Origin of the sequence: Clostridium sp. D5, assembly GCF_000190355.1 — a bacterium.
Classification (GTDB): domain Bacteria; phylum Bacillota; class Clostridia; order Lachnospirales; family Lachnospiraceae; genus Faecalicatena; species Faecalicatena fissicatena_A.
The window spans coordinates 1-23,698 of sequence record NZ_GL870824.1; the positions used below are offsets into that span (position 1 = coordinate 1).

Sequence of the window (23,698 nt, forward strand, 5' to 3'; positions counted from 1 at the left end):
CTTCAATCCGAAGAAATCTAAGTAAAGCGCTTCGCTCGACTTGCATGTGTTAAGCACGCCGCCAGCGTTCATCCTGAGCCAGGATCAAACTCTCGTTAAAAGTGTTTGTATCCGAGTCAGAATTAACTACTAGCTAATTCTATCCCTTTTACTGTTCTTACCACCGAGATCTCTCTCAGTGATGGGTGCATCTTTTATGATGCTGTTCTTTGAAATTTTCTCTTTAAGAAATTTTCAAGGGTTTGTTGTCTATTGTTTAATTATCAAGGTACTTTTTGTCGTTTGCTGTCCCTCACGGGTCAGCCTAAACATAGTATCATTAATCGTATGCATTTGTCAATAGCTTTTTTAACTTTTTTTCAACTTTTTTCAAACATACATTTTACATACTAGATTTAGTGTTTTTATTGATATTTTCCCACAAGAATTTTCTTAGGATTTACATGCAAAAACTACTGGTTTTGCCCAGTAGTTCTGGAAAACATCAAAACGGAGAAAGAGGGATTTGAACCCTCGCGCCGGTCACCCGACCTACACCCTTAGCAGGGGCGCCTCTTCAGCCTCTTGAGTATTTCTCCTGATTCTGAATAATACCTGCTTTCTCTGTGTCAGCAGGACTATATACAATTATGCACCCAACAGTGCAAAAGTTATTATACTAAACAGTTTGTTTTATGTCAACGGCTAAATCACAACTTTTTCAATTTTTCTCATTTTTGTCAATTGTATCCTGAATTCTGTCATGGACAATGGATGCAATTTCCGTTGTTTTCATATTTTTATAATCGCCATAGTACAATGGCTCCAGAAAATGAACCTGAACAGTAACTTTACTGATTGTGTTAGTATCAAACGGCCGGAATGAATCGATCAGGGCTATAGGAACAATTGGACATTTTGCTTTTGTTGCAGCTTTAAAGCTGCCTCCCTTGAATTCACCGATGCGGTTTCCGTTTTTTGAACGGGTTCCCTCGGCAAAGATCAGATAATTTCTTCCGTTTTTCACTTCATTTGATACATCTAAAATCACCTGCATGGCCTGCCTTACATTTTCCCGGTCCAACATATATGCTTTCATACATGCAAAAACCTGTTTCAAAAACTGAATATTCTGGATTTCTTTTTTAGCAACCACAGAAAAGGGCTTTGGACAGGCCTCCAGAACAGCAAGTACGTCATATAGTCCCTGATGGTTTGGAAAAAACATGAATCCACTATCTTCAGGAATATTTTCTGTACCATGGGGTTCAATACGTACATTTCCCCCTTTGTTTGCACGAAGTACAATGAACTTCAGCAATTTGTACTGTTCCTCCTCCGTGTACTTTTCTGTATGTGACGCATGATAACACAGGCGGCACCACATATACGGAACCAGAAGGATATTCCGAAACACCATCAGCAATATACGTTTCATTACATTTTCCTCTCAACTCATAGTTTTTCCACAATTACTGCAAGATAAACATGTTTTTTACTCTTCTGTACAATACTCTTTTATTGCAGTTTCATATAAATTATTACCTGCACTGTCAATAACAACAATGACCGGGAAATTTTCTACTGTCAGCCTGCGGATCGCTTCTGTCCCCAAATCATCATAGGCAACCACTTCAGAGCCGGTAATACATTTTGAGAGAAGCGCACCTGCTCCTCCTACCGCTGCAAAGTAAACGGAATCATTTCTTATAATAGCATCAATCACTTCAGGACTTCTTTTTCCCTTTCCAATCATAGCTCCCAAACCAAGATCCAGGAGCTGGGGAGCGTATTTATCCATCCGGCTTGCGGTTGTCGGTCCGGCTGACCCAATCGGGCGCCCTTCCCTTGCAGGTGATGGCCCCATGTAATAAATCACCTGATTCTTAATATCAATCGGAAGGGTCTTTCCCTCACCCATAATGTCATACATTCTCTTATGTGCAGCATCGCGGGCAGTATAGATTGTCCCTGTTATGTACACATAATCACCTGCATGCAGTGATTTTGAAACTTCCTTTGTGATCGGTGCGGTAATATGCTTATCCATAATATATTTCCTTTCATGGCAAATTTTAAGAATATTCTGAAAATGGGCCGCAAAGGGGTCTGACCCCTTTACAGTTCCGACCCCTTTACAGTTCCCGGACTACGTGTCTGTTTACATGACAGCAGATGTTAACCCCAACCGGCAGTCCTGCGATATGTGTAGCGTATGTATTGATATTCACCGCCAGTGCTGTGGTTGTACCGCCCAGCCCTCCCGGTCCTATTCCAAGTCCGTTTATCTTCTTTAACAGTTCTTCTTCCAGTTCTTTTACATATGGTACATCGGAATGTGTACCTACTTCACGGGTAAGGGCTTCTTTTGCCATTAAAGCGCTTTTTTCAAATGTTCCGCCAATGCCGACACCGACAACCATTGGCGGACAGGCATTCGGGCCTGCGTCTTTAACAGCTGTGAGAACGGCATTCTTAACACCTTCTATACCTTCTGCGGGTTTCAGCATGAAGACACGGCTCATGTTTTCACTTCCGAAACCTTTCGGTGCTACTTTTATTTTTACTTTGTCTCCTGCAGTTATTTTTGTATGGATAATGGCAGGTGTATTATCTTTCGTGTTTTCACGGATCAGGGGATCATTTACCACAGACTTTCTCAGGAAACCTTTGGTGTAGCCCTGGCGCACGCCTTCATTGACTGCATCCTCGAGTAGTCCGCCTTCCAAATGCACATCCTGACCGATTTCCAGAAATATAACTGCCATACCTGTATCCTGGCAGATTGGTATCATATCTTCTGCGGCAATCTTCAGGTTTTCCTGGAGCTGTCCCAGTATCTGTTTTCCAAGAGGGGCTTTTTCTGTCTGTTCTGCTTGTTTCATCGCTGCATCCATATCCGATGACAGATAATGATTTGCCTCAATACACATTTCTCTTATATTTTTAGTGATTTCCTCAATATTAATAGACCGTACCATGACGCCTCCTGCTCTAATTCAATATTTTTTCTTTTTCATAGTCATAACTTTTCTTATTATAATATAGTTTTTTGAAAAAGAAAATAGTGGTATAGTAAACTTATCTTAAAATTGGGAGGATTTTACATGAATTACAACAGACTGGCCACTGTAAATAAGAATATTGATATAGAAACACTGCAAAGAGACGCCGTAGAGATATTCAATTCCGGATTTGCCTGCTCAGAATCGGTTGTGTATGCCATACGCAGGCACTTTAATCTTAATCTTTCAGATGATGCGATTGCCATGAGCTCAGGATTTCCCTGGGGCTTGGGCGGCGGAGGCTGTATCTGCGGAGCGCTTGCCGGAGGTGTCATGATGCTCGGCTGCTTTTTTGGACGCACAGAACCCGGAGACCCCAGTATCAGCAAATGCTTTGAGGTGTGCCGGGAACTGCACGATTTCTTTTGTAAAACATGCGGAGCTTCCTGCTGCCGTGTGCTGACAAAAGATATGGAAAAAAATTCTCCTGAGAGAAAGGCACAGTGCACACAGTTTGTATCCGATACAGTCAGGAAAACTGCGGAAATTATTATCAGGGAATCCGAAGCATTTCATAACAGGTAGAAGAATATCAGCGAAGATAATCTTCCGCTGCCTGTTTGGCACTTGCTTTTGAATAATTCCAGGTTCTCAGAGTCATCTCCTGGTCCCGAATCTGCTGAAAATACTGTGTGAGCTGGGCGTCCCAGTAATCTGGTTCTCCCTCCGCTTTTTCAGCGGCTTCGGCCAATACAGGCGCAGCATCCTGGGAACTGCCGTATATAAGATGCATCATATCCACAGTCGTAATCTGATCCCAGTGACTGACATTATATTGTGCTGTCAATTTATCTACTTTTGCAAATGACAGAGTAATATAGCAAACAGATACAACCACCATAATGTATTTGAACAACTGAAACTTTTTTTGAACAATGCTCATCATAACTCCCAGCATAATCAACAGCAATACCCCAAGGAACCAAAGAACAAGAACTCTTAAAAACGTAAGGTGATAAGCCCTAACATAAAGAACCATCCTATAGGCCGCGGACAGCGTCATGATGCATGTGCACCCGGAAATAATCATAAGAAGGATCTTAAGAACCCTGTTTTCTTCGAAAATACTAATACAGATCAGTACAGTTATAAAATTGATAATACTGACAGCCAGAAGCTGCCAGAAGCCCGAATGGGCATACTGTGAATATGTGACGCTGTCCGGCAGCCCGCTTTCGAACCGGAGAAACAAAAATAAGATCTGAATCGCGGAGTAAAACACATATATAACTGCAAGGATTCCTGAAAATGTAATACCTGTCACAGAATTTACCGCTATCTGTTTTACATTTTCTTTTTCTTTAATATGAAATCCTGATATTCCGGAAAGAAATGCATACATCAGAATGAATCCCACAAGAAATGTCACAATCATTCCCAGTTCAGAACCAAATCTGAACCATTCTGTAAAACGACCAAAAAATACGGCAAATATCTGATCCGAGTGTACCAGAAGCGGAAGGACAATAAGAAGCAGTCCAGCTGCACATACACATCCAAGCATAATAGGTTTAAAATATCTGCTTTCCTTTTTTGATCTCATTTTTCTGTATCTGACACCATGTATAAATGGATCGCATACCGAAACGATTGTCTTTCCCGCCAGCATTAAAATGGATACCATATACTTTTGGAAGCTCCAACTGCCATCTTCATTTAACTGCTGAATCATCCCCGTCATAAAAAGGAGCAAAATCCCGACCCAATTAAAAAAGTGAAAAAATCCATTCATTGTCAGCGGAGTAGAAATACCCAGGAGCATCATACCGACTGCATATATAAAGAAATTCTTCTTAACTGTCATCCCCATTTTTTTCAAAAACAAAAATGCTGTGGCAACTGTTGCTGCAACAATGACAGGAAATGTAATCCCTGACAGATTTTTATACAGACAAAAAGTAAATATAACTCCGTAAATACCACACATGCATCCGTTATAGATATAATTTTCCTCCAGTTTACTGACTGATAAAGTTTCCATATAACTACTCCTTTCCTGATTCACTGAAAAATCTCAAAAACCTCTGATCTCCAGTTATCGCTATATTTGTCCGGTTTCTTCTTCATCCTCTACATACTCCAGAATATCTCCGGGCTGGCATTTTAACGCTTTGCAGATTGCGTCCAGAGTGGTAAATCTGACGGCCTTTGCTTTATTATTTTTTAAAATAGAAAGGTTCGCCATTGTAATATCAATCTCCTGCGCCAGATCGGTCACGCTTATTTTCCTCTTCGCCATCATAACATCCAAATTCACTATAATTGACATCCTTCTCCTCCTGTATCCTGTCCTGATTAAATCGTCAGATCATTTTCATTTTTAAACCGCACAGCTTCTTTGAAAACACAGGCCAGAACATGGCTGAACAGCCCTGCTATAAAAAAAGTCAGGATAACAACGAAAGTTGCCGGAGTGGGAAGAAAGAACAACTTTATTACAAAAAGGACAGAGATAACAAAGCTTACTTTTCCCATCAGACTTAGACTTTTTACATTGTTATCCACAAAACAGTCCCTGTTTATCACAGTTTTCATCATCTTCCTCAGCTGATGAACAATGGTCAGGCCGCATACGCCTGCAAGAGCAACGGTAATCAACATCGGCCAGAACTGTACTTCTATTTCCGCATAGTAATACCTGCCTGCCAACTTCAGTATAAATGGCAGTCCCACCAGTACAACAATTCCCGCATAAAACATAAATCCTAAAAATCCACTTGTAAATCTGATTAACTTTTCCTGTTTCATAAAATACAATCCTTTCCATAATCTGAATAATCTTCCTGTATCTCTTTTTATGGATTATAGCATTTTAAATCATGTATTTCAATATATTTTTATTGTTTATCAATATATTTTTATTATTTTAAGGAAAATATCACTCACATGTAAGACTAAGTAAGACTAAGTAAGACGAGATGCACTCACATGTAAGACTAAGGAGGGTAAGACTAAGGTGTTAAGACTAAGGCCACTTGTTCTGTGTTTAAATAAAATACGGGTACAGCCTGCCTCGTTTACGTGAGACATTCTGTACCCGACTTTATAAACAAATTCTCAATCTTAGCCTATCCGCCCCCGCATATGGGCAGAAAACGAATTTCATCATCAGGATCGGTTCTGGTTTTAAAATTGTCCATAGATAAAATACTGATACCATTCAAAGTGATAAGACTTCTTTTTGCTTCCTTATAGGCCTCTGTACCATAAACTTTTTTAATATGGCTCAAACAGGATTTAATATCTTTAGTATCAAATGTATCTTCTTTTTTTCCAATAACCTCTCTTAATGCACCATAATAGTATACTCTTGACATATTATCACCTGATTTCATAATATTCTGAAAATGGAGGGTCAAGGGGGTCTGACCCTTTTGCAAAGGGGTCTGCCCCCCTTGACCTTCATTTTCACGAATGTATCTTTAATTGCCACAACTTCCATGCCGAAGGTGATCCATCTTCCTTCCAGCCTCTGACCTTATAATATTTCGGCAGCATTTTGTCCAGCCTTACTACTGAAGCTGGATTTTTATCCTGCGGTACTTTTGTAAGACGGTCGGGGAGATTGTCATCGTTTGCTGTCAGGCCTTCTCTGTAATTATAAAGTCTTTCAACATTATAACCTCTTTCTCCCAGCTGCATGAACTTTCCGGTTGTCATACGGATGCCTGTGATCTGTTTTAATGCCTCGGCGTGAGGGAGTAAAAACATAGAGTTAAACGGAAGAATCCACGGCATAAATTTCCACATGATTCCCAACACAGGCCTCACCCAGATAAGAAGTTTTCCACATAATTTTGTAAACCAATGTGAAGGGCCGAGCCTGAAGAGTATAGACGGTATCATACTGTAGGCGGTAAACAGGCAGAAACCTGATGCTGATACGGCTTCCATTGCATTCTGCATAAGAACGGTCAGCTCCGGTTTTCCTTTTGTCTCCAGCGGATCTGTGGATAACACTCCTACGGACTCCAGCAGCGCCAGATAACCTCCGTTTAAATGGCACCCGCCTCTGTTGGATGTTGCATATCCAAGTCCCATACCCACCGATTTTCTGGGTTCATAGGATGCAAGCTCCAGACCCTTTGCATGAATCGCAGCATCTTCTGCCCCATACTTCTCTGCCATCCATTTTGATCCATTTGCAAGCTCTGAATAAATACCTTCTCTATAAGATATCTTTTTCACAATCTCAGGAATCTGTTCCACTTCACCAAAGCTCACGCCAAAATCAGCTATCCCTCTTTCTTTCAGTTCCATTGCAAATGCGATGGTTCCACCGAGGGAAATGGTATCCATACCCATGATGTCTGCTACATAATTTATTTCGTTAATCATATCCAGATCAGCGCTGTCAATATTGGCTCCAAACAGCCCTACTGTCTCATATTCGGGGCCCTTTACATCTTTATCATATACTTTTACTCTTCTCTCACAGCGGATGGGACAGCTTATGCATCCCATATTTTTAATCAGCTTTGTGTCCGCAAGTGTTTCACCGCTGATCTCCTCTGCCTTTTCATAAAAACCTTTCTGAAAATTATGGGTGGGCAGTGCACTTGTGGCATTTGCCTTTGTCACCAGCCCTGCGCTCCCATATTTTGGAAGGGAAGTCCCTGTCATAGGATGAGACTGCAGAAAATGAACCCACTTTTCCACATGCTTATCAAATTTCTGTTTGTTATATACTTCCGGCTGCTTTGTACCATATGCCGTCACGGCCTTTATATTCTTAGATCCCAGCACGGCGCCTGCACCGCACCGGCCTGCAACCCGTTCGCCGGAGAGTACGCCTGCGTACCTCACCAGATGTTCCCCCGCAGGTCCAATCACAATCTTACCATAATGTGCAGGAAATTCTTCCTGTACTTTTTCTGTATCCATTCCCCAGAGATGTTCCGCATTTTGTATGCTTACCTCTCCGTCAAGGATCTCTATATGAGACGGTTTATCAGCCTTTCCTGTCAGAATAATCCCATCATACCCCGCTTTTTTCAGCATCATACCAAAGCTTCCACCGCAGTTAGAAGATGCGATTCCTACCGTCATCAGATTTTTAAATGTCATATTAAACCGGCTGGAAGAAGGCGCCCCTGTCCCGTTTGCCGGCCCTGTATTAATAATCATCATAGAATCCTCCGACAAAGGATCCATCCCCGCCGGGGTCATATCATAGAGCAGTTTTGCTGCCAGAGTTTTACCGCCAATATAGCGTCTGAAAAGCTTCTCTTCTATCTCAAACTTTGATACCTTCTTTGTACTTAAATTTATTTTCAAATACATGGGTAAATTCATTAAAATTCACCTACTTCCATATGTATGGCGTGAAGCGGACATACCGATGCACAGATTCCGCAGCCAACACATCTTTTTGCATCTGATAATTCGGCAAATACTCTGATATCTCCCTGATAAGCCGGCTCCGTGATTTTTAAAGCATTTTTTGTACAATTCCATACGCACATAGAACATGCACTGCACTTCTCTTTTATAACAACTGGCTTCTTCCATTCACTTCTCGGCACTTCCAGTACCGGCTTTCCGTCCTGATCCAGAATTGCCTTTTGTTTACAGACTCTTCCGCAAACACCGCATTCAACGCAGCGTTTTTCATTGATCCGGTGCCGTTCTTTGAGATTTCCTTCCACCGCACCAACAGGACATAATTTCCTGCACAATGTGCATCCAATACATTTATCCGTTATGAAAAAGGACAAAGCTCCACCTCCTGTAAACTATATAATTTCTTCAAAGATTCAAAGGGGTCAGACCCCTTTACTCATAAGCCTGATTCAGTATCATGATGACATCATCATATTCTACCGCTGCAGGATTGGCCAACATGGCACCGTCGTTCAGTGCTGTTTTTGCCACTGCATCAAAATCTTTCTTCTCAACTTTCACTTCTTTTAATGTCATAGGAAGTCCGCATAATTTATGGAGTCTGCGCTCCATTCTTCTGACTGATTTTATGGTTTCCTCTCCCCGCTTTTCTGCCGGAGTACTGGCATACACTTCCGGCCCTTCCAGATATAAAAGCAGCTCCCCATAAATGTCTCCTAAGTGCTTATAATTATATAACATACAATACGGAAGTAATATGGTCATAGCATCCCCATGAGGCACCTTACAGACTCCGCCCAATGCATGGCCGATTGCATGAACCACGCCTACCATAGAATTGGAAAATGCTGCCCCGGCCATAGTCGAAGCATTTGCCATTGCCAGCCTTGCCTTGCTGTTTTTTCCGTCCTTTATAGCATTCTCCAGATTCTCTGCTATCAGTTTTATTGCAGCTGCCGCATAAGCATCACTCAACGGATTTTTCTGGCTGCAGCTGAATGCTTCTATTGCATGGCATAATGCATCAAATCCGGTGGATGCCGTTGTCTTAGGCGGAAGCGTCTCTGTCATTCTTGGATCCAGCACCGCCACATCAGGGAGTAGATAGTTTGAAATAAACTCCATTTTTACTGATTTTTCTATATTCTTTATTACTGCTACAAGCGTCATCTCTGAACCGGTGCCCGATGTGGTCGGCACTGCAATAAAAGGGATATGTTTTCCGCGTGTCATTGACTCGCATCCCTGCAGCTCCAGCAGATCATCTACCTCCTGGGAAATCAGCATTTCCACTCCTTTTGCCGTGTCAATTACTGAACCACCGCCCACTGCAATAATACTGTCACATTCCGCTTCCTTATACTTTTCACCAATATTATTCACAACTGTGACCGAGGAATCTGCAGGAATATCTGTAAATATTGCTCCTGGCTGCATTCCGGTCGATACAATGGCATCAATCACCTTTTGGAGAGAACCAATTTTCTCCAGAACCTTATCAGATAATAAAATCGGCCTTGATGCGGCCAGTCCCTTTAACTCATATGTAATATTCTCAAGCGCATTTTTTCCGGATAAAATCTTGGTTGAATTCTGAAATTCATAATATAATGGCAGCATGAGTAATTCCTCCTAATCTTATACAAAATAATAAAATCAACCACTTTTCCACATTTTTACAGAGTTTTCCACACTAAAAATGTGGATTACTCATATTTTTGTTAATATTTGTGTTGATAACTTTCTTATTTACACTAAACTCCCAATATTGCATGACAGTAAACCCGTATACTTCCAATTTGTTTTTCCGGCACCCTGCGGAGAATTCTTTTGGTCATAATCTTAGGAAACAGATAAGCCTCCGTCAGATCAATACACCTGACAATGGACATAACTTCCGCAATATCTCCCTTAACCAGGAACCGGTGCTGGGCATATGCCTGTGCGGTCCCAATCTGCCCCGAAAATACCAGAAAAGCTCCTTCAATGCTTTTAAAAGAAATCAGAATATCCGGATCCTCAATATTTCCAGTACGCACAATTCCCCAGGATACCTTCCTCATACAAAGCTCTGGTCCGTTTTGGGATGCTGCCAACACGATGGTTCTTCCAATCGGCCAGTCCGCAATCTCATTGTGAACTCTGGTATCATATTTGTACAAAACCTTCATCCCTCGATACAGGAAAAACATGATTACCTTCTCAAAAAGAATCTTCCCTTTGAAACGTCCTCTTTTTTTTGGACTTACCCGCATGATATTCCCTCCCTTTCCTGAATACATACATTACTCTGCAGCTCCGCTGCAGACCTGCCTGCAGGGCATGAGTTACGGAATGCCCTTTGGGTATACATTACTCTGCAGTTAGGATATTTTCCACCTGCTCTTTTCTTAATTATACACTTTTTCACAATAAGTAAATACAAATTATCTATTTTTACACAAAAGAATGAATCCGACACAATTTAGTCCGGCATGCCGGATACTGTTTCATTTTCCAAATGTTCAAATACAATCAATTTACCATCAATATTTATTTCTATTTGTCCCTCCTGCATTCCGACCTGGTAACCATATCCTGTTCCGAAATTTGATTGATTATCTTTATGCGGTATCTCATTTTCATAGACCGCCGAAGTTATTTCTCCATCCATTGTTCCACATTTCCGCGTCATTGTATTTTCTTTTTCTGTATTATAATACAGTTCTCCGCTTATCATTACTAACTGTTTTTCAATATCTTTATTACCTTTTTCATCTGATGATTCATCACTTTCCCCTGCAGTCTCCTGAGCATCAGACTTTGCCGGGGTATCATCCGTACTACTGCACCCGGCAAAAAGAATTATTATGACCAGAAGTATCGTAAAGCTTAATTTTTTCATTATCATTCCCCTTCCCTCTCAAACTACAGGCTCCTGTTTACCTAAGTATAACAAAGCTCAGCGTAAAAATATAGCAATCTCTACTTGCTCTTTCACTGCAAAATATAAATCATCTTCGCCTATAAAAATACTACTTGTACAATCTGTAACGTTTCTTTACAATTCATATCTCTAATAGTAAAATTATAAAAACAAAATAAGAACGGGGAAAGATAACTCATGAAAATGAATAACAGCAAACTTATAAATTATATAAAACATATTCCCAATGCATATGAAGCCAGTTCATCTGCGTTTTGGGATGACAGCCATATCTCAAAATATATGCTGAAAGCCCATCTGGATCCAGAATTTGAAGGCGCTTCAAGAAAAATTTCTACCATACAAAACTCAGTAAAATGGATAACCGAATACTGCGGCAATCACACTAATAAAGAACTTTTAGATTTAGGCTGCGGCCCGGGTATTTATGCTGAATTACTGACAGATCAGGGCTTCACGGTAACAGGAATAGATTACTCCAAACGTTCTGTAAATTATACCAAAAAACATGCAGAAGAAACAAACCGGTCTATTCAATATCATTACAAAAATTATTTAAACATCGACTATGAAGATCAATTCGATATTATTACTCTCATCTACTGTGATTTTGGAGTATTATCCCCTCAGAACAGAACACTACTCTTAAAAAAGGCCTGGGAGGCACTAAAAAAACAAGGCATACTAATCCTCGATGTCTTCACAGCAAAACATCTTGAAAACTTTAAAGAAAACCAAACCATAGAATATCAACCAACCGGATTTTGGTCGGCCGAACCACACATAGTCATCCAAAGAAACATATTATACCCGGATACATCAAATACATTAGAACAATATCTAATCGTAAAAGAAGAAGACTGCGCCTGTTACAACATGTGGAACCAGATATATACCTCAGACCTCTTAACAGCCGAACTAAAAACAGCACCCCCTCTCCCCAAAACAATACATAGCCCTATTATACTGTCCTTCGCCCCCAAGCCTTACCTAATACCAATCTAATCTGCCACAGTTAACAAAGTCCCCCTTCATCCCAAACCATCCGCCTCCTCCGTCCCTGCCGGCGCAGTGAGCCCCCCTCAGGAATTCACCTCTCCCGTCCTGATGCGCCAGCTTTGCGGCCTCGTAAAAGGGATATTCCAGATGCGTCATTCGGAGATTACTGCCGCTTCATCAAAAGAAAAGCCAGCATATGAACTTCAAGCAGGACTACAAGTCCTGCTTGAAAGCCGACTTATACGGGAATGCATCCTGCATTCCCGTGTTTGTCGGCGGTGTTCATCATGCTGGCTTTTCTTTTGATTAGCGGCAGTTATCTTCGAATACCGCATCTGGAATATCCCTTTTACGAGGCCGCAAAGCGTCCCCTTCAGCCGTATAGCTTATTCCTGAATCTCTTCTTCATCCTCAGAGATCTCTACCTGTTCTCCATCTATCTCCGCAGATGCCTTTCGTACCTTTGCCACACTTGCCACGGTATCCCCCTCTGCAAGGTTAATCAGTTTTACACCTGACGTTACACGTCCAAGAACCGAAATATCCGAACACTGCATACGGATAATAATTCCCTCTGTGTTAATAATCATAATTTCACTATCTTCGTTTACTGCCTTCATACCCACTACATTTCCTGTCTTTTCGGTAATCTTGTAGCACTTGACGCCCTTACCACCGCGGTTCTGTGTGGTGAATTCATCCAAATTGGTACGTTTTCCCATCCCCTTATCAGATACGATAAGAAGATCGCTTCCCTGGGTGCTCATCTGCATTGCAATGACTTCATCCCGGTCGCTCAGATTCATACCGCGCACGCCCATAGAAGTTCTTCCTGTAGCCCGTACGTCTTTCTCGCTGAAACGTATACACTGTCCATACTTGGTTACCAGAACAATATCTTCCTCATTATCCGTAATCTTAACCTCAATGAGTCTGTCATCTTCTCTCAGTGTTATAGCCGCAAGCCCTGTCTTCCTTACATTTGCATAATCCGTGATCGGAGTCTTTTTCACAAGCCCCTTCTCGGTTGCCATAAACAGGAACTTACCGTCTTCATATTCCTTAATCGGAATCATAGCCGTGATCTTTTCATCCGGCATGAGCTGGAGAATATTAATAATTGCTGTTCCTCTCGCGGTCCGGCTTGCTTCCGGAATCTCGTATCCCTTAATCCTGTATACACGCCCTGTATTGGTAAAGAACATGATATAGTGGTGGGTAGAGGTAATAAACAGCTCCTTGATATAGTCTTCATCCAGCGTCTGCATACCCTTGATTCCCTTACCGCCTCTGTTCTGGCTCTTGAATGTATCCACGGTCATACGCTTGATATAGCCGAGTTTGGTCATGGTGATGACCACATTCTCCCTGGGAATTAAGTCTTCCATGGAAATGTCAAATTCGTCAAATCCGATAGAGGTTCTTCTCTCATCGCCGTACTTATCATTGATGATCAGTATCTCTTCCCTGATCACACTAAGGAGCAGCTTCCTGTCTGCCAGAATAGCCTTCAATTCGCCGATTTTCTTCATCAGTTCTTCGTATTCACTTTCCAGCTTTTCTCTTTCCAGACCGGTCAGTGCACGAAGACGCATATCTACAATGGCCTGTGCCTGCACATCCGTCAGATCAAATCTTGCAATCAATTCTTCTTTTGCAATCTGAACGTTCTTGGATGCTCTGATAATCTTAATCACTTCATCAATATGATCCAGGGCAATAAGTAAGCCTTTTAAGATATGTGCACGCTCTTCTGCCTTATTCAGCTCATACTTTGTCCTTCTGGTTACAACCTCCTCCTGGTGCTTCAGATATAACCGCAGCATATCCAGAATATTCATAACCTTGGGCTCATTATTTACAAGAGCAAGCATAATAACGCCAAATGTATCCTGCAGCTGTGTATGTTTGTACAGCTGATTCAGTATTACATTGGGATTTACGTCCCTGCGCAGTTCAATACAGATTCTCATACCTTCACGGTTGGACTGGTCACTCAGGTCAGTGATTCCGTCTACCTTCTTATCCCGCACAAGCTCTGCAATCTTCTCGATTAATCTGGCTTTGTTGACCATATAGGGAAGCTCTGTGACAATAATCCGGTTCTTTCCGTTTGCCATAGGCTCAATGTTTGTAATCGCACGCACACGGATCTTACCGCGGCCGGTTCTGTATGCTTCCTCAATTCCTCTTGTTCCGAGAATCTCCGCACCTGTCGGGAAGTCCGGCCCTTTAATGATCTTTAAAATATCTTCGATGACCGTGTCACCGTTCTCTTCAATCTGATCGTCTATGATTTTCACAACCGCGCTGATGACCTCTCTCAGATTGTGGGGAGGTATATTGGTCGCCATACCCACGGCGATACCTGAGGTGCCATTAACAAGCAGATTCGGAAATCTGGCCGGCAGTACGGTAGGTTCTTTTTCTGTTTCGTCAAAGTTTGGTATAAAATCCACGGTATCTTTGTTGATATCAGCGGTCATCTCCATGGAAATCTTGCTGAGGCGGGCCTCCGTGTAACGCATGGCAGCGGCGCCGTCACCGTCCACAGAACCGAAGTTTCCATGACCGTCAACCAGCGGATATCTGGTGGACCATTCCTGAGCCAGATTAACCAGCGCTCCATAGATAGAACTGTCGCCGTGGGGGTGATACTTACCCATTGTATCACCTACAATACGCGCACACTTACGGTGAGGCTTGTCAGGTCCGTTATTCAGCTCGATCATGGAATACAGAATTCTCCTCTGTACGGGCTTGAGTCCGTCTCTTACATCAGGCAGGGCACGGGCGGCTATTACACTCATGGCATAGTCGATATAAGAATTTTCCATGGTCTTTTTCAAATCAACTTCATGGACTTTATCAAAAACATTATCTTCCATTTTTATATCCTTTCCTTTAGAGGTTTTCCGGCAAACAGCAGGTCTGTTTTGCTGAAACCTTAATTATTATATGGCTGATCCAAAACAGTTACATCCCCGCTAAATATCCAGGTTCTGTACATACTTGGCATTCTCTTCGATAAATTCCCGTCTTGGCTCTACTTTATCTCCCATCAGGGTAGTAAACGTCAGATCAAGTTCCGAAGATGTCTCTTCGTCCATCGTCACTCTCAGCAGAATTCTATGCTCTGGATCCATTGTTGTCTCCCACAGCTGCTCCGCATCCATCTCTCCAAGACCTTTGTAACGCTGTATCTTGTTATTGCCGTCCCTTCCAACCTCGGAAAGTATCTGGCTCAGTTCCTCATCGCTGTATGCATACCATACCTTTTTGTTCTTTTCCAGCTTGTACAGCGGCGGCTGTGCCAGATATACATAGCCGTCCTTTATCAGGTCAGGCATAAAACGATATAAAAATGTCAGTAACAGGGTACTGATATGTGCCCCGTCAACATCGGCATCTGTCATAATAATAATCTTATGATACCGAAGCTTTGTAATCTCAAAATCATCGTGTATTCCTGTTCCAAATGCGGTGATCATCGCTTTGATCTCGGCATTTGCGTAAATCTTATCCAGCCTTGCCTTCTCCACATTCAGGATCTTTCCTCTCAGCGGAAGGATCGCCTGTGTGCTTCTGTCCCGTGCAGTCTTTGCGGATCCACCAGCGGAGTCACCCTCTACGATGTAAATCTCACAGTTTTTCGGATCCTTGTCCGAACAGTCGGCAAGCTTACCAGGCAGGGACATGCCCTCCAGAGCAGACTTTCTTCTGGTCAGATCCCTTGCTTTTCTGGCCGCTTCCCTTGCACGCTGTGCCATTACAGACTTTTCAACCGTCATCTTGGCAACATTCGGATTCTGTTCCAGGAAAATCTCCAGCTGTGTGCTCACAATATTGTCCACTGCTCCGCGGGCCTCGCTGTTCCCAAGCTTCTGCTTCGTCTGCCCTTCAAACTGCGGATCTTCGATCTTCACACTGATAATCGCAGTCAGTCCCTCCCGGATATCCTCCCCGGAAAGATTCGGCTCACTGTCTTTGAGCAGCTTATTTTTTCTTGCATAATCATTAAATGTCTTTGTCAGAGCATTACGGAATCCCACAACATGGGTTCCGCCCTCCGGTGTGGTGATATTATTTACAAATCCATAAGTATTGTCGCTGTAGGAATCATTGTGCTGCATGGCAACCTCAACGGCTACATTATCTTTCATCCCCTCGCAGTAAATGATCTGCTCATAAAGTGCAGTCTTGCTGCGATTCAGGTAAGTAACAAATTCTTTAATTCCTCCCTCGTAGTGGAAGACCTTCTCCACAAGCTCTTCTCCGCGCTCATCCCTGAGTACGATTTTCAGACCTTTGGTCAGAAAGGCCATCTCACGGAAACGCTGCTTTAATGTATCATAGTCAAATACAGTCTCCTCAAAAATCTCATCATCCGGGAAAAATGTTACTTTTGTTCCGCTCTTTTCGTCTTCACATTCTCCAACTACACGCAGCTTGTCTACGACCTTCCCCCGCTCATATCTTTGCTTATAGATTTTACCTTCGTTGTAAATCTCCACTTCCAGCCACTGGGACAGGGCATTTACGACAGAAGCACCCACTCCATGGAGTCCGCCGGATACCTTGTACCCTCCGCCGCCAAACTTTCCACCCGCATGCAGGATCGTAAAAACGACCTCAACAGCAGGGAGCCCCGCTTTGTGGTTGATTCCTACCGGGATACCGCGCCCGTTATCTATAACTGTGATTGAATTGCCCTTATTTATACTTACAAAGATTGTATCACAATATCCTGCCAACGCCTCGTCTACGGCGTTGTCAACAATCTCATATACCAGATGGTGAAGTCCTCTTGACGAAGTGCTTCCGATGTACATACCCGGTCTTTTTCTTACCGCTTCCAATCCCTCTAATATCTGGATTTGATCTGCTCCATATTCAGCATCAAATTCTGTACCTGTTGCACCCATTTAAAAACCTCCTAATTTTCTTTTGCTACCTGTCCATTTTTTACATGGAAAATTTTATTAATAGAAAATCGATGATTCACAAACTCATCTAAACCAGTACATGTGATTACCGTTTGTATATCATGAATACTATCCAGTAAATAGTTTTGCCTGTGTTTATCCAGTTCAGACAATACATCATCCAATAAAAGTACCGGCGTATCCCGTATCAGTGACCTGACCAGCTCAATTTCTGACAGTTTCAGCGACAGTGCGGCAGTACGCTGCTGTCCCTGGGACCCGAATTTTCGGATATCCAGGCTGCCCGCCATAAAACAAAGATCATCTCTGTGGGGTCCCACAGAAGTGCTCTTCAGCCTCATATCCCTCTCTCTGTTTTTCTTCAAAGCCTGCTCCAGAGTAAGGTTTCCAACGCTGCATTCATAAGAAAGAGTGATATTCTCCTTCCCGCCAGTTAGTTTATAATGGATATTTGAAATGATTTCATTTACGTCTTCTATGAACCGCTTCCGGCTCTCCATTACTTTTGTTCCGTACTCAACTAATTGCATATCCCAGATATCCAATGTTTCCCTAAGATTCTCCTGTTTGTAAATGTCTTTGAGTAAGGAATTTCTCTGATTAATGATTCGATTATAGTTAGAAAGATTGCTGAGATATACTTTATCAAGCTGCGACAGTTCCAGATCAATAAATCTTCTTCTGCCGGAAGGCCCGTCTTTGATAATATTTAAATCCTCCGGAGAAAAAAATACAAAATGAATAATTCCAAACAATTCACTTGCTTTACGGATCGGGATTTTATTGATTGCAATGCCTTTGGGGCTGTTCTTTTTCAGATGCATGTCTATCTGATACTCGATTCCCCTCTTCTCAACAATGGTCTCCAGATGTGCTTCATCACGTTCAAACTGAATCAAATCTCTGTCTTTAGTCCCTCTGTGAGATTTGGTAGTCCCGGACAAATAGAGGGCTTCCAGCACATTCGTCTTGCCCTGTGCATTGTCACCGTAGAGAATATTTGTCTTGGGATCAAAGGTCAAATCCAACAATTCGTAATTCCTGTAATTCTTTAGTTTTAAAGATTTGATTACCATAATTTCTCCATCAGTATGTAATTATCTTACACTTTTTCAGACTATTTTTCAATTTTTATTTCCTGGCCGTCAAATTCAACCTTGTCACCGTCGTATAATTTGCGTCCTCTTCTGGTGTCCGTTTCCCCGTTCACCTTTACCATTCCATCCTGGACAACCTCTTTTGCCTCCACTCCGGAATCCACAAGACCGGCTGCTTTAAGCGCCTGTCCCAGTTTAATAAATTCATCACTTTCACGTAACTTTATAATCTCCATACCGAATCCTTTCTGTTCATCATATGCATTTTAGTGCACATGAAAAAACCCCACTGGGGACGCATCCCTTTTATCCCGGCCTGAATCTGCCGTGCCATATATCTGGATAAAAGGGGCACGTCCCCACATTTTATGCAACCGCGTTAAAGTTAACCGGAAGAATCAAATAAATATAACTCTGCTTTTCATCCTTGATGAAGCAGGGAGCTTTGGCGTTCATGTAATACAGGTCGACCTCCTCATCATCAATGACTCTCAATGCATCAATCATGAACTTTGGATTAAACCCAATCATCAGGTCTTTTCCCTCTTTTGTGATAAATATTTCTTCATCCATGGATCCAATCTGGGATTTGATCTTAAGCTCCATAGATTCATCCCTGATATCAATGATAATCGGCTTCTTGTCCCCTTCTTTGATCAAAAGTGTGGCTCTGTCAATACAGTCCAGAAGTTCTTTCTTGTTGATTCTGACTTTTGTCTCGTAATCGCTGGAAAGCATCTGGTCAATCTTGAAATAATCTCCCTCAATCAGTCTGGATACGACGACCGTCCTGTCAAATTCAAACACAATGTGGTTCTTTGTAAACGAAATGTCTACATCAGCCTCTGCCTCTCCGCCGATAATCTTGCTGATCTCCTGAAGCGTCTTGCCAGGAACAATGACCTTTTTCGGGGCATAGTCTTCTTTTAACTCGATCTTACGAATCGAGATTCTGTGTCCGTCCAGTGAAACTACTTTCAGAATACTGTCCTCAATCTCAAACAGTTCTCCTGTCATCATCTTGTTTGTATCATTATCGGCGATCGAAAAGATCGTCTGACGGATCACTTCCTTGAGCGTAAACTCAGAAACGGTAATATAATCTTCTTTCTCAATCACAGGCAGATAGGAGAAATCTTCACCTGACTGTGCAGCAATATTAAACTTTGCTTTTTCACAGGTAATCAGTGTCTGATTATCTGAGTCTGTCTCTATGGTTACATCACTGTCCGGAAGCTTCCGGACGATCTCTGAAAAGATTCTGGCATTCAGTGCGATGATTCCTCTCTCTACGATATCACCTTCGATCCGTGTCTCAATACCAAGTTCCATATCATTTGCAGTCAGCTTAACAACATCTGTGGATGCATCCACCAGAATACATTCCAGAATAGGCATTGTGGTTTTTGAGGGTACAGCTTTGGATACAATGCTGACTCCTTTTACCAGGTTAGATTTTGTACAAACGATTTTCATATGTCGGTAACTCCTTTCGATGGGTGTGGTGAAAAAACTTTCCACCGCGTTTTTTATAGATAAATATATAAATCAATTCCGTCTTCTTCTTAATAGGGGCTGTGGATAAGTTCATAAGTGCCTCCAGGCCTTGAAAATCAAGGGGTTGTCCATACTGAAAACTGTGTAGACAGGTACTGGAAAGTGATGGGACAAGATGGGGATAAATAAATCCCTAAAATCCTTAACTTTTTTATCAACCTCATAATCCACATAATTTTAACAGGGTTTTACACAATCTATTCACACTAAATCGGATTGATCTTTTTCTTAATAATGTTCACGGTATTGTTAAGAGCCTCGTCAACTGTAATATCATGCGCGATTTTCTTAACGCCATGGCTTACGGAAGCGTGATCCTTGCCTCCAAGAATAATACCAATCGTCTTGAGAGCAGTATCGGTCATTGTACGGCAGAGATACATAACAATCTGCCGGGGTAAAACAATCTCAGCATTACGCTTCTTACCCTTTAGTTCAGATACAGGTATATTAAAATGTTCGGATACAACATCAATCACCAATTCCGGCGTGATCGTTCGGTTGTCATCCGGAGAAATCATATCCTTCAGGGCTTCTGCGGCCAGAGGGATATCAATCGGCTTCTTCTCCAGATTGGACAGGGCGATCAGTTTATTCAGGGAGCCTTCCAGTTCCCTGATATTGGATTTGATATTATTCGCTATATACTGAAGGACTTCATCCGGAATGTGATAACGTTCCAGTCCGTCCAGCTCTTCTTTCTTTCTGAGTATGGCCATTCTTGTCTCATAATCAGGCGAGGAGATATCAGCAATCAGACCCCACTCAAAACGAGTGCGTAGTCTTGCCTCCAGAGTCTCAATATCCTTAGGCGGCTTATCACTGGAGATGATGATCTGCTTGCCCGATACATGAAGGTGATTGAAAGTGTGGAAAAACTCTTCCTGTGTACTTTCCTTACCTATTATAAATTGTATATCGTCAATCAGAAGAACATCATTGTTGCGGTACTTCTCACGGAAGGTGGTCATAGCGAGTTCATTGCCGTTCTTACCTATTTTGAGGGAATCAATCAGTTCATTTGTAAATGTTTCGCTTGTCACATACAGGACCTTCTTGGAAGGATCATTCTCAAGTATGAAGTGTGCAACGGAATGCATCAAATGAGTTTTTCCAAGTCCGACACCTCCATATATAAAAAGAGGGTTGTAAATCTCTCCCGGGGATTCCGCCACCGCCAAAGATGCAGCATGTGCAAAGTTATTATTGCTGCCCACAACAAAAGTATCAAATGTATATTTGGCATTCAGATTCGCATTTTCAAATAGTGCATTTGACTTCTTATTCTTTATGACATTTTCTTTCTTTTCCTGGATGATGACATTATCTTCAGTAACAAAAGAGATTTCAAACTCTGTTCCTGTAACTTCTGCAATGCATACTTTAAAAGGAAGAAGATACTTTTCTTCGATATGTTCCAGGCTGGCTTTGAGTTTTACAAGAATATAGACTGTGTCATCGGTCACTTCATATACGGTAAGTGGTGCAATCCACGTATTGTATGAAATATTTGATGAGCAATATTCGTCCTTCATTTTGTTTAAAATCTGCTCCCAATTTTCTACTACAATGTTCATCGACAGTACTCCTAATCAATATAATAGAGAGATATGAACGCAAAATCTCTCTATTACATTTTACATCAAAATGGTATGAGAAGCAATGAGAAATGATGTGTATAACTTTTTGAACAATTTAAACATCTATATTTTCGAGGGTTAAAATAAAAAAATAAAATTTAATCTACAGCTTATCCAACACTTATCCACAGCTTATCCACATAAGAATCTTAGGGAACGAACTTGTGAGTGAACGGATGGGGGGGCCGCTCTATGAAAGGCTGTGAATGGTGTACCGGGTGGGTCTGGTTTCCTGCGGGAGTGTGTATGACGTTTGAAAGTCCGCACCACTTGATAAGAGGCAGTAACAGACAAAATGTGGGGAATAGAGGGACTTGCCGCAGTTGGCCCGAATGCCGATGCATTCGGGCCGCCGGCGGCAACATGATTTGATTTTGTGAATCAAATCATGCCCTCTATTCCCCACATTTTCTCTGTAACTGCCTCTAATCGCGTTATAAGGACTTTCAAACGTCATACACACTTCCGCAGGAAACCAGACCCACCCGGTACACCATTCACAGCCTTTCATAGAGCTATGTGCATCAGGGCGGTAGGGAAGATTCTTCTGCGGGGGATTCAAGACCGGGGCAGCGGATGTGGACTGGCTGGGCGGATAGGTTTCGGGAGTATTATTGGGGAGTAATTTGGTTTGAAATATGTTTATTTAATATGATAGGAAGAGGATGAGAGCAGAAAAATATTTCAACGAATGTGAATTATAACAAGTATAAATCTCAATCCGTTTGCTCCGCGCAGCCAATCCAGATCCACTGCACCCGTATGAAGTCCCCATAAGCTATTCCGTAAACTTCCTAATATAATTCTGCCGATCGGATGAGCGTAGCTAAGGAAGAGGTGTGCCCTGTTCCAGAGGGAACTGTGTATGCTGTTTCAAAATCCATCATAGTGAGCGTTAGAAGATGTTAACGAAAAAACAGGCGAAATTAAGGGCAAAATTTGTTTTACCAAAACAAATTTTGTTGCCGCCGGCGGCGCGAATGCATCGGCATTCGGGCCAACTGCGGCATGTCCCTTAATTTCGCCTGTTTTTTCGTTTACATCTTCTTCGTGAACGGCCAGGATTTGAAACAGCATACACAGTTCCCTCTGGAGCAGGGCACATATCTTCCTTAGCGCCCCCCTTCACCAAAATCTCCGCAAAATCCCAGAAAAATCCCCAGAATAGCTTGACTTCCCTGATTTTTTTGAATATAATTAAGAGCAGTGTCTTTTTTGTGTATTATGTAAGGATATATTTGCTTCACAGAAGAGGCAGGCGAAAGAGATAATAATTGTAATACTTTATAATACCCAGGGGGCATACCAAAACATCATGCCCTGCGGGCGGGTCTGCGGCTAAGCTGCAGAATAATGTATAAGTATATCAAACAAAGGGAGGTGTATGTATAATGAAAATGACATTTCAGCCAAAAACAAGACAGAGAGCTAAAGTTCATGGCTTCAGAGCAAGAATGAGCACACCAGGCGGAAGAAAAGTATTAGCTGCCAGAAGAGCAAAAGGAAGAAAACAGTTATCAGCTTAGGCCGCATCTATGTGGCCTTTTCTTCTATTTATAAAAGAAAAAGGCAAAGGGAATTCAATGAAATTTTCCGAATCTTTGAAGAAAAATAAGGATTTTCAAATCGTTTATAAAAATGGAAGATCTTATGCAAATAAGTATCTTGTAATGTACGTTATGGAAAACGGCCTGGATAAAAACAGGCTCGGTATTTCCGTCAGTAAAAAAGTGGGAAACAGTGTTGTCAGACATCATCTGACAAGGTTGATCAGAGAAAGTTATCGGCTTTTAGAAGAACATTTCCAAAGTGGACTTGATATAGTCGTAATAGCCAGAGTAAGTGCAAAAGAGAAAAAATATCATGATATTGGGAGTGCACTTATCCACTTGGGAAAGCTTCATGAAATATATATAGGGAAGTGACGCAGATGAAGCATATTTTTATATGGCTTATCAGATTTTATCAGAAGTATCTGTCCGGATTGAAAACGCAGTATCACTGTATTTATACGCCAACCTGTTCACAGTATGGTATTGAAGCAATTCAAAAATATGGTGCGCTCAAGGGAGGTGCCCTCACAATCTGGAGAATTCTGCGCTGCAATCCATTTGCAAAAGGCGGATATGATCCGGTACCTTAAGGA

The 23,698-nt window shown here is 41.9% G+C and carries 24 protein-coding genes, 1 tRNA gene and 1 rRNA gene; 5 read left to right on the plus strand and 21 right to left on the minus strand.

The window, feature by feature from the left end; all coding sequences use genetic code 11:
- From HMPREF0240_RS22570 to HMPREF0240_RS22590, 5 genes are all read right to left on the minus strand, one after another.
- A 16S ribosomal RNA gene (locus tag HMPREF0240_RS22570) occupies window positions 1–100 on the minus strand; the annotation flags it as partial.
- Window positions 101–490: 390 nt separating this feature from the next.
- Window positions 491–578: transfer RNA gene (locus HMPREF0240_RS22575), tRNA-Ser, on the minus strand.
- A gap of 122 nt (window positions 579–700) precedes the next feature.
- Window positions 701–1,417 (minus strand): lysophospholipid acyltransferase family protein, encoded by a 717-nt coding sequence (locus tag HMPREF0240_RS22580; protein ID WP_009005706.1) that lies wholly within the window; start codon window positions 1,415–1,417, stop codon window positions 701–703.
- Window positions 1,418–1,474: 57 nt separating this feature from the next.
- Window positions 1,475–2,029 (minus strand): Fe-S-containing hydro-lyase, encoded by a 555-nt coding sequence (locus HMPREF0240_RS22585; RefSeq protein WP_009005707.1) that lies wholly within the window; start codon window positions 2,027–2,029, stop codon window positions 1,475–1,477.
- An 85-nt stretch (window positions 2,030–2,114) separates the two neighbouring features.
- On the minus strand, window positions 2,115–2,960 hold the full coding sequence (locus HMPREF0240_RS22590) for a fumarate hydratase (protein WP_009005708.1): 846 nt from the start codon (window positions 2,958–2,960) through the stop codon (window positions 2,115–2,117).
- A gap of 126 nt (window positions 2,961–3,086) precedes the next feature.
- Here HMPREF0240_RS22590 and HMPREF0240_RS22595 point away from each other — a divergent pair, with 126 nt between their 5' ends.
- On the plus strand, window positions 3,087–3,569 hold the full coding sequence (locus tag HMPREF0240_RS22595) for a C-GCAxxG-C-C family protein (protein WP_009005709.1): 483 nt from the start codon (window positions 3,087–3,089) through the stop codon (window positions 3,567–3,569).
- Window positions 3,570–3,576: 7 nt separating this feature from the next.
- Here HMPREF0240_RS22595 and HMPREF0240_RS22600 read toward each other — a convergent pair whose 3' ends face one another.
- From HMPREF0240_RS22600 to HMPREF0240_RS22640, 9 genes are all read right to left on the minus strand, one after another.
- Window positions 3,577–5,025 carry a DUF4173 domain-containing protein gene (locus HMPREF0240_RS22600; RefSeq protein WP_050794601.1) on the minus strand — a complete coding sequence of 483 codons (1,449 nt, stop codon included), beginning with the start codon at window positions 5,023–5,025 and terminating at the stop codon, window positions 3,577–3,579.
- Between the two features lie 60 nt (window positions 5,026–5,085).
- A complete protein-coding gene (locus HMPREF0240_RS22605; RefSeq protein ID WP_009005711.1) occupies window positions 5,086–5,313 on the minus strand; it encodes a helix-turn-helix transcriptional regulator in 228 nt (75 codons plus the stop codon).
- Between the two features lie 26 nt (window positions 5,314–5,339).
- Window positions 5,340–5,792, minus strand: a complete 453-nt coding sequence (locus HMPREF0240_RS22610) for a DUF2975 domain-containing protein (RefSeq protein ID WP_009005712.1) — start codon at window positions 5,790–5,792, stop codon at window positions 5,340–5,342.
- A 320-nt stretch (window positions 5,793–6,112) separates the two neighbouring features.
- On the minus strand, window positions 6,113–6,361 hold the full coding sequence (locus tag HMPREF0240_RS22615) for a MoaD/ThiS family protein (RefSeq protein WP_148486407.1): 249 nt from the start codon (window positions 6,359–6,361) through the stop codon (window positions 6,113–6,115).
- A 91-nt stretch (window positions 6,362–6,452) separates the two neighbouring features.
- Window positions 6,453–8,339, minus strand: coding sequence for an aldehyde ferredoxin oxidoreductase family protein (locus tag HMPREF0240_RS22620; RefSeq protein ID WP_009005714.1), 1,887 nt, complete (start codon window positions 8,337–8,339; stop codon window positions 6,453–6,455).
- Window positions 8,339–8,761: a 4Fe-4S binding protein gene (locus HMPREF0240_RS22625; RefSeq protein WP_009005715.1), complete on the minus strand. Its 423-nt coding sequence runs from the start codon at window positions 8,759–8,761 to the stop codon at window positions 8,339–8,341. Before HMPREF0240_RS22625 ends, HMPREF0240_RS22620 begins: the two co-directional genes overlap by 1 nt.
- Window positions 8,762–8,819: 58 nt before the next feature.
- The gene (locus tag HMPREF0240_RS22630) at window positions 8,820–10,007 is read right to left on the minus strand and encodes an iron-containing alcohol dehydrogenase (RefSeq protein ID WP_009005716.1); all 1,188 of its coding nucleotides are present in this window, start codon (window positions 10,005–10,007) and stop codon (window positions 8,820–8,822) included.
- A gap of 134 nt (window positions 10,008–10,141) precedes the next feature.
- Complete coding sequence (locus tag HMPREF0240_RS23665) at window positions 10,142–10,642, minus strand: hypothetical protein (RefSeq protein ID WP_009005717.1); 501 nt, start codon at window positions 10,640–10,642, stop codon at window positions 10,142–10,144.
- A 209-nt stretch (window positions 10,643–10,851) separates the two neighbouring features.
- On the minus strand, window positions 10,852–11,277 hold the full coding sequence (locus tag HMPREF0240_RS22640) for a hypothetical protein (protein ID WP_009005718.1): 426 nt from the start codon (window positions 11,275–11,277) through the stop codon (window positions 10,852–10,854).
- Between the two features lie 213 nt (window positions 11,278–11,490).
- On the opposite strand from HMPREF0240_RS22640, the gene HMPREF0240_RS22645 reads away from it, so the two are divergent.
- The gene (locus tag HMPREF0240_RS22645) at window positions 11,491–12,318 is read left to right on the plus strand and encodes a class I SAM-dependent methyltransferase (RefSeq protein WP_009005719.1); all 828 of its coding nucleotides are present in this window, start codon (window positions 11,491–11,493) and stop codon (window positions 12,316–12,318) included.
- Window positions 12,319–12,698: 380 nt separating this feature from the next.
- Here HMPREF0240_RS22645 and gyrA read toward each other — a convergent pair whose 3' ends face one another.
- From gyrA to HMPREF0240_RS22680, 7 genes are all read right to left on the minus strand, one after another.
- Window positions 12,699–15,200, minus strand: coding sequence for a DNA gyrase subunit A (gene gyrA / locus HMPREF0240_RS22650; protein ID WP_009005720.1), 2,502 nt, complete (start codon window positions 15,198–15,200; stop codon window positions 12,699–12,701).
- Window positions 15,201–15,299: 99 nt separating this feature from the next.
- Window positions 15,300–17,237: a DNA topoisomerase (ATP-hydrolyzing) subunit B gene (gyrB, locus tag HMPREF0240_RS22655; RefSeq protein WP_009005721.1), complete on the minus strand. Its 1,938-nt coding sequence runs from the start codon at window positions 17,235–17,237 to the stop codon at window positions 15,300–15,302.
- A gap of 11 nt (window positions 17,238–17,248) precedes the next feature.
- Window positions 17,249–18,334 carry a DNA replication/repair protein RecF gene (gene recF / locus HMPREF0240_RS22660; protein WP_009005722.1) on the minus strand — a complete coding sequence of 362 codons (1,086 nt, stop codon included), beginning with the start codon at window positions 18,332–18,334 and terminating at the stop codon, window positions 17,249–17,251.
- Window positions 18,335–18,375: 41 nt separating this feature from the next.
- Complete coding sequence (locus tag HMPREF0240_RS22665) at window positions 18,376–18,591, minus strand: RNA-binding S4 domain-containing protein (protein ID WP_009005723.1); 216 nt, start codon at window positions 18,589–18,591, stop codon at window positions 18,376–18,378.
- Between the two features lie 130 nt (window positions 18,592–18,721).
- Complete coding sequence (gene dnaN / locus HMPREF0240_RS22670) at window positions 18,722–19,831, minus strand: DNA polymerase III subunit beta (RefSeq protein WP_035314675.1); 1,110 nt, start codon at window positions 19,829–19,831, stop codon at window positions 18,722–18,724.
- A 287-nt stretch (window positions 19,832–20,118) separates the two neighbouring features.
- Entirely contained in the window at window positions 20,119–21,489 is a 1,371-nt protein-coding gene (dnaA, locus tag HMPREF0240_RS22675; protein WP_009005725.1) for a chromosomal replication initiator protein DnaA, read from the minus strand.
- Window positions 21,490–22,425: 936 nt separating this feature from the next.
- On the minus strand, window positions 22,426–22,629 hold the full coding sequence (locus HMPREF0240_RS22680; protein WP_035314677.1) for a hypothetical protein: 204 nt from the start codon (window positions 22,627–22,629) through the stop codon (window positions 22,426–22,428).
- 314 nt (window positions 22,630–22,943) lie between these two features.
- Between HMPREF0240_RS22680 and rpmH the strand changes: the two genes are divergently transcribed.
- From rpmH to yidD, 3 genes are read left to right on the plus strand one after another with little or no spacing between them, the layout of a single operon-like run.
- Complete coding sequence (rpmH, locus tag HMPREF0240_RS22685; RefSeq protein WP_009005727.1) at window positions 22,944–23,078, plus strand: 50S ribosomal protein L34; 135 nt, start codon at window positions 22,944–22,946, stop codon at window positions 23,076–23,078.
- Window positions 23,079–23,135: 57 nt separating this feature from the next.
- Entirely contained in the window at window positions 23,136–23,477 is a 342-nt protein-coding gene (rnpA, locus tag HMPREF0240_RS22690; protein ID WP_009005728.1) for a ribonuclease P protein component, read from the plus strand.
- Window positions 23,478–23,482: 5 nt separating this feature from the next.
- Window positions 23,483–23,695 carry a membrane protein insertion efficiency factor YidD gene (gene yidD / locus HMPREF0240_RS22695; RefSeq protein ID WP_035314680.1) on the plus strand — a complete coding sequence of 71 codons (213 nt, stop codon included), beginning with the start codon at window positions 23,483–23,485 and terminating at the stop codon, window positions 23,693–23,695.
- Window positions 23,696–23,698: the final 3 nt, after the last annotated feature.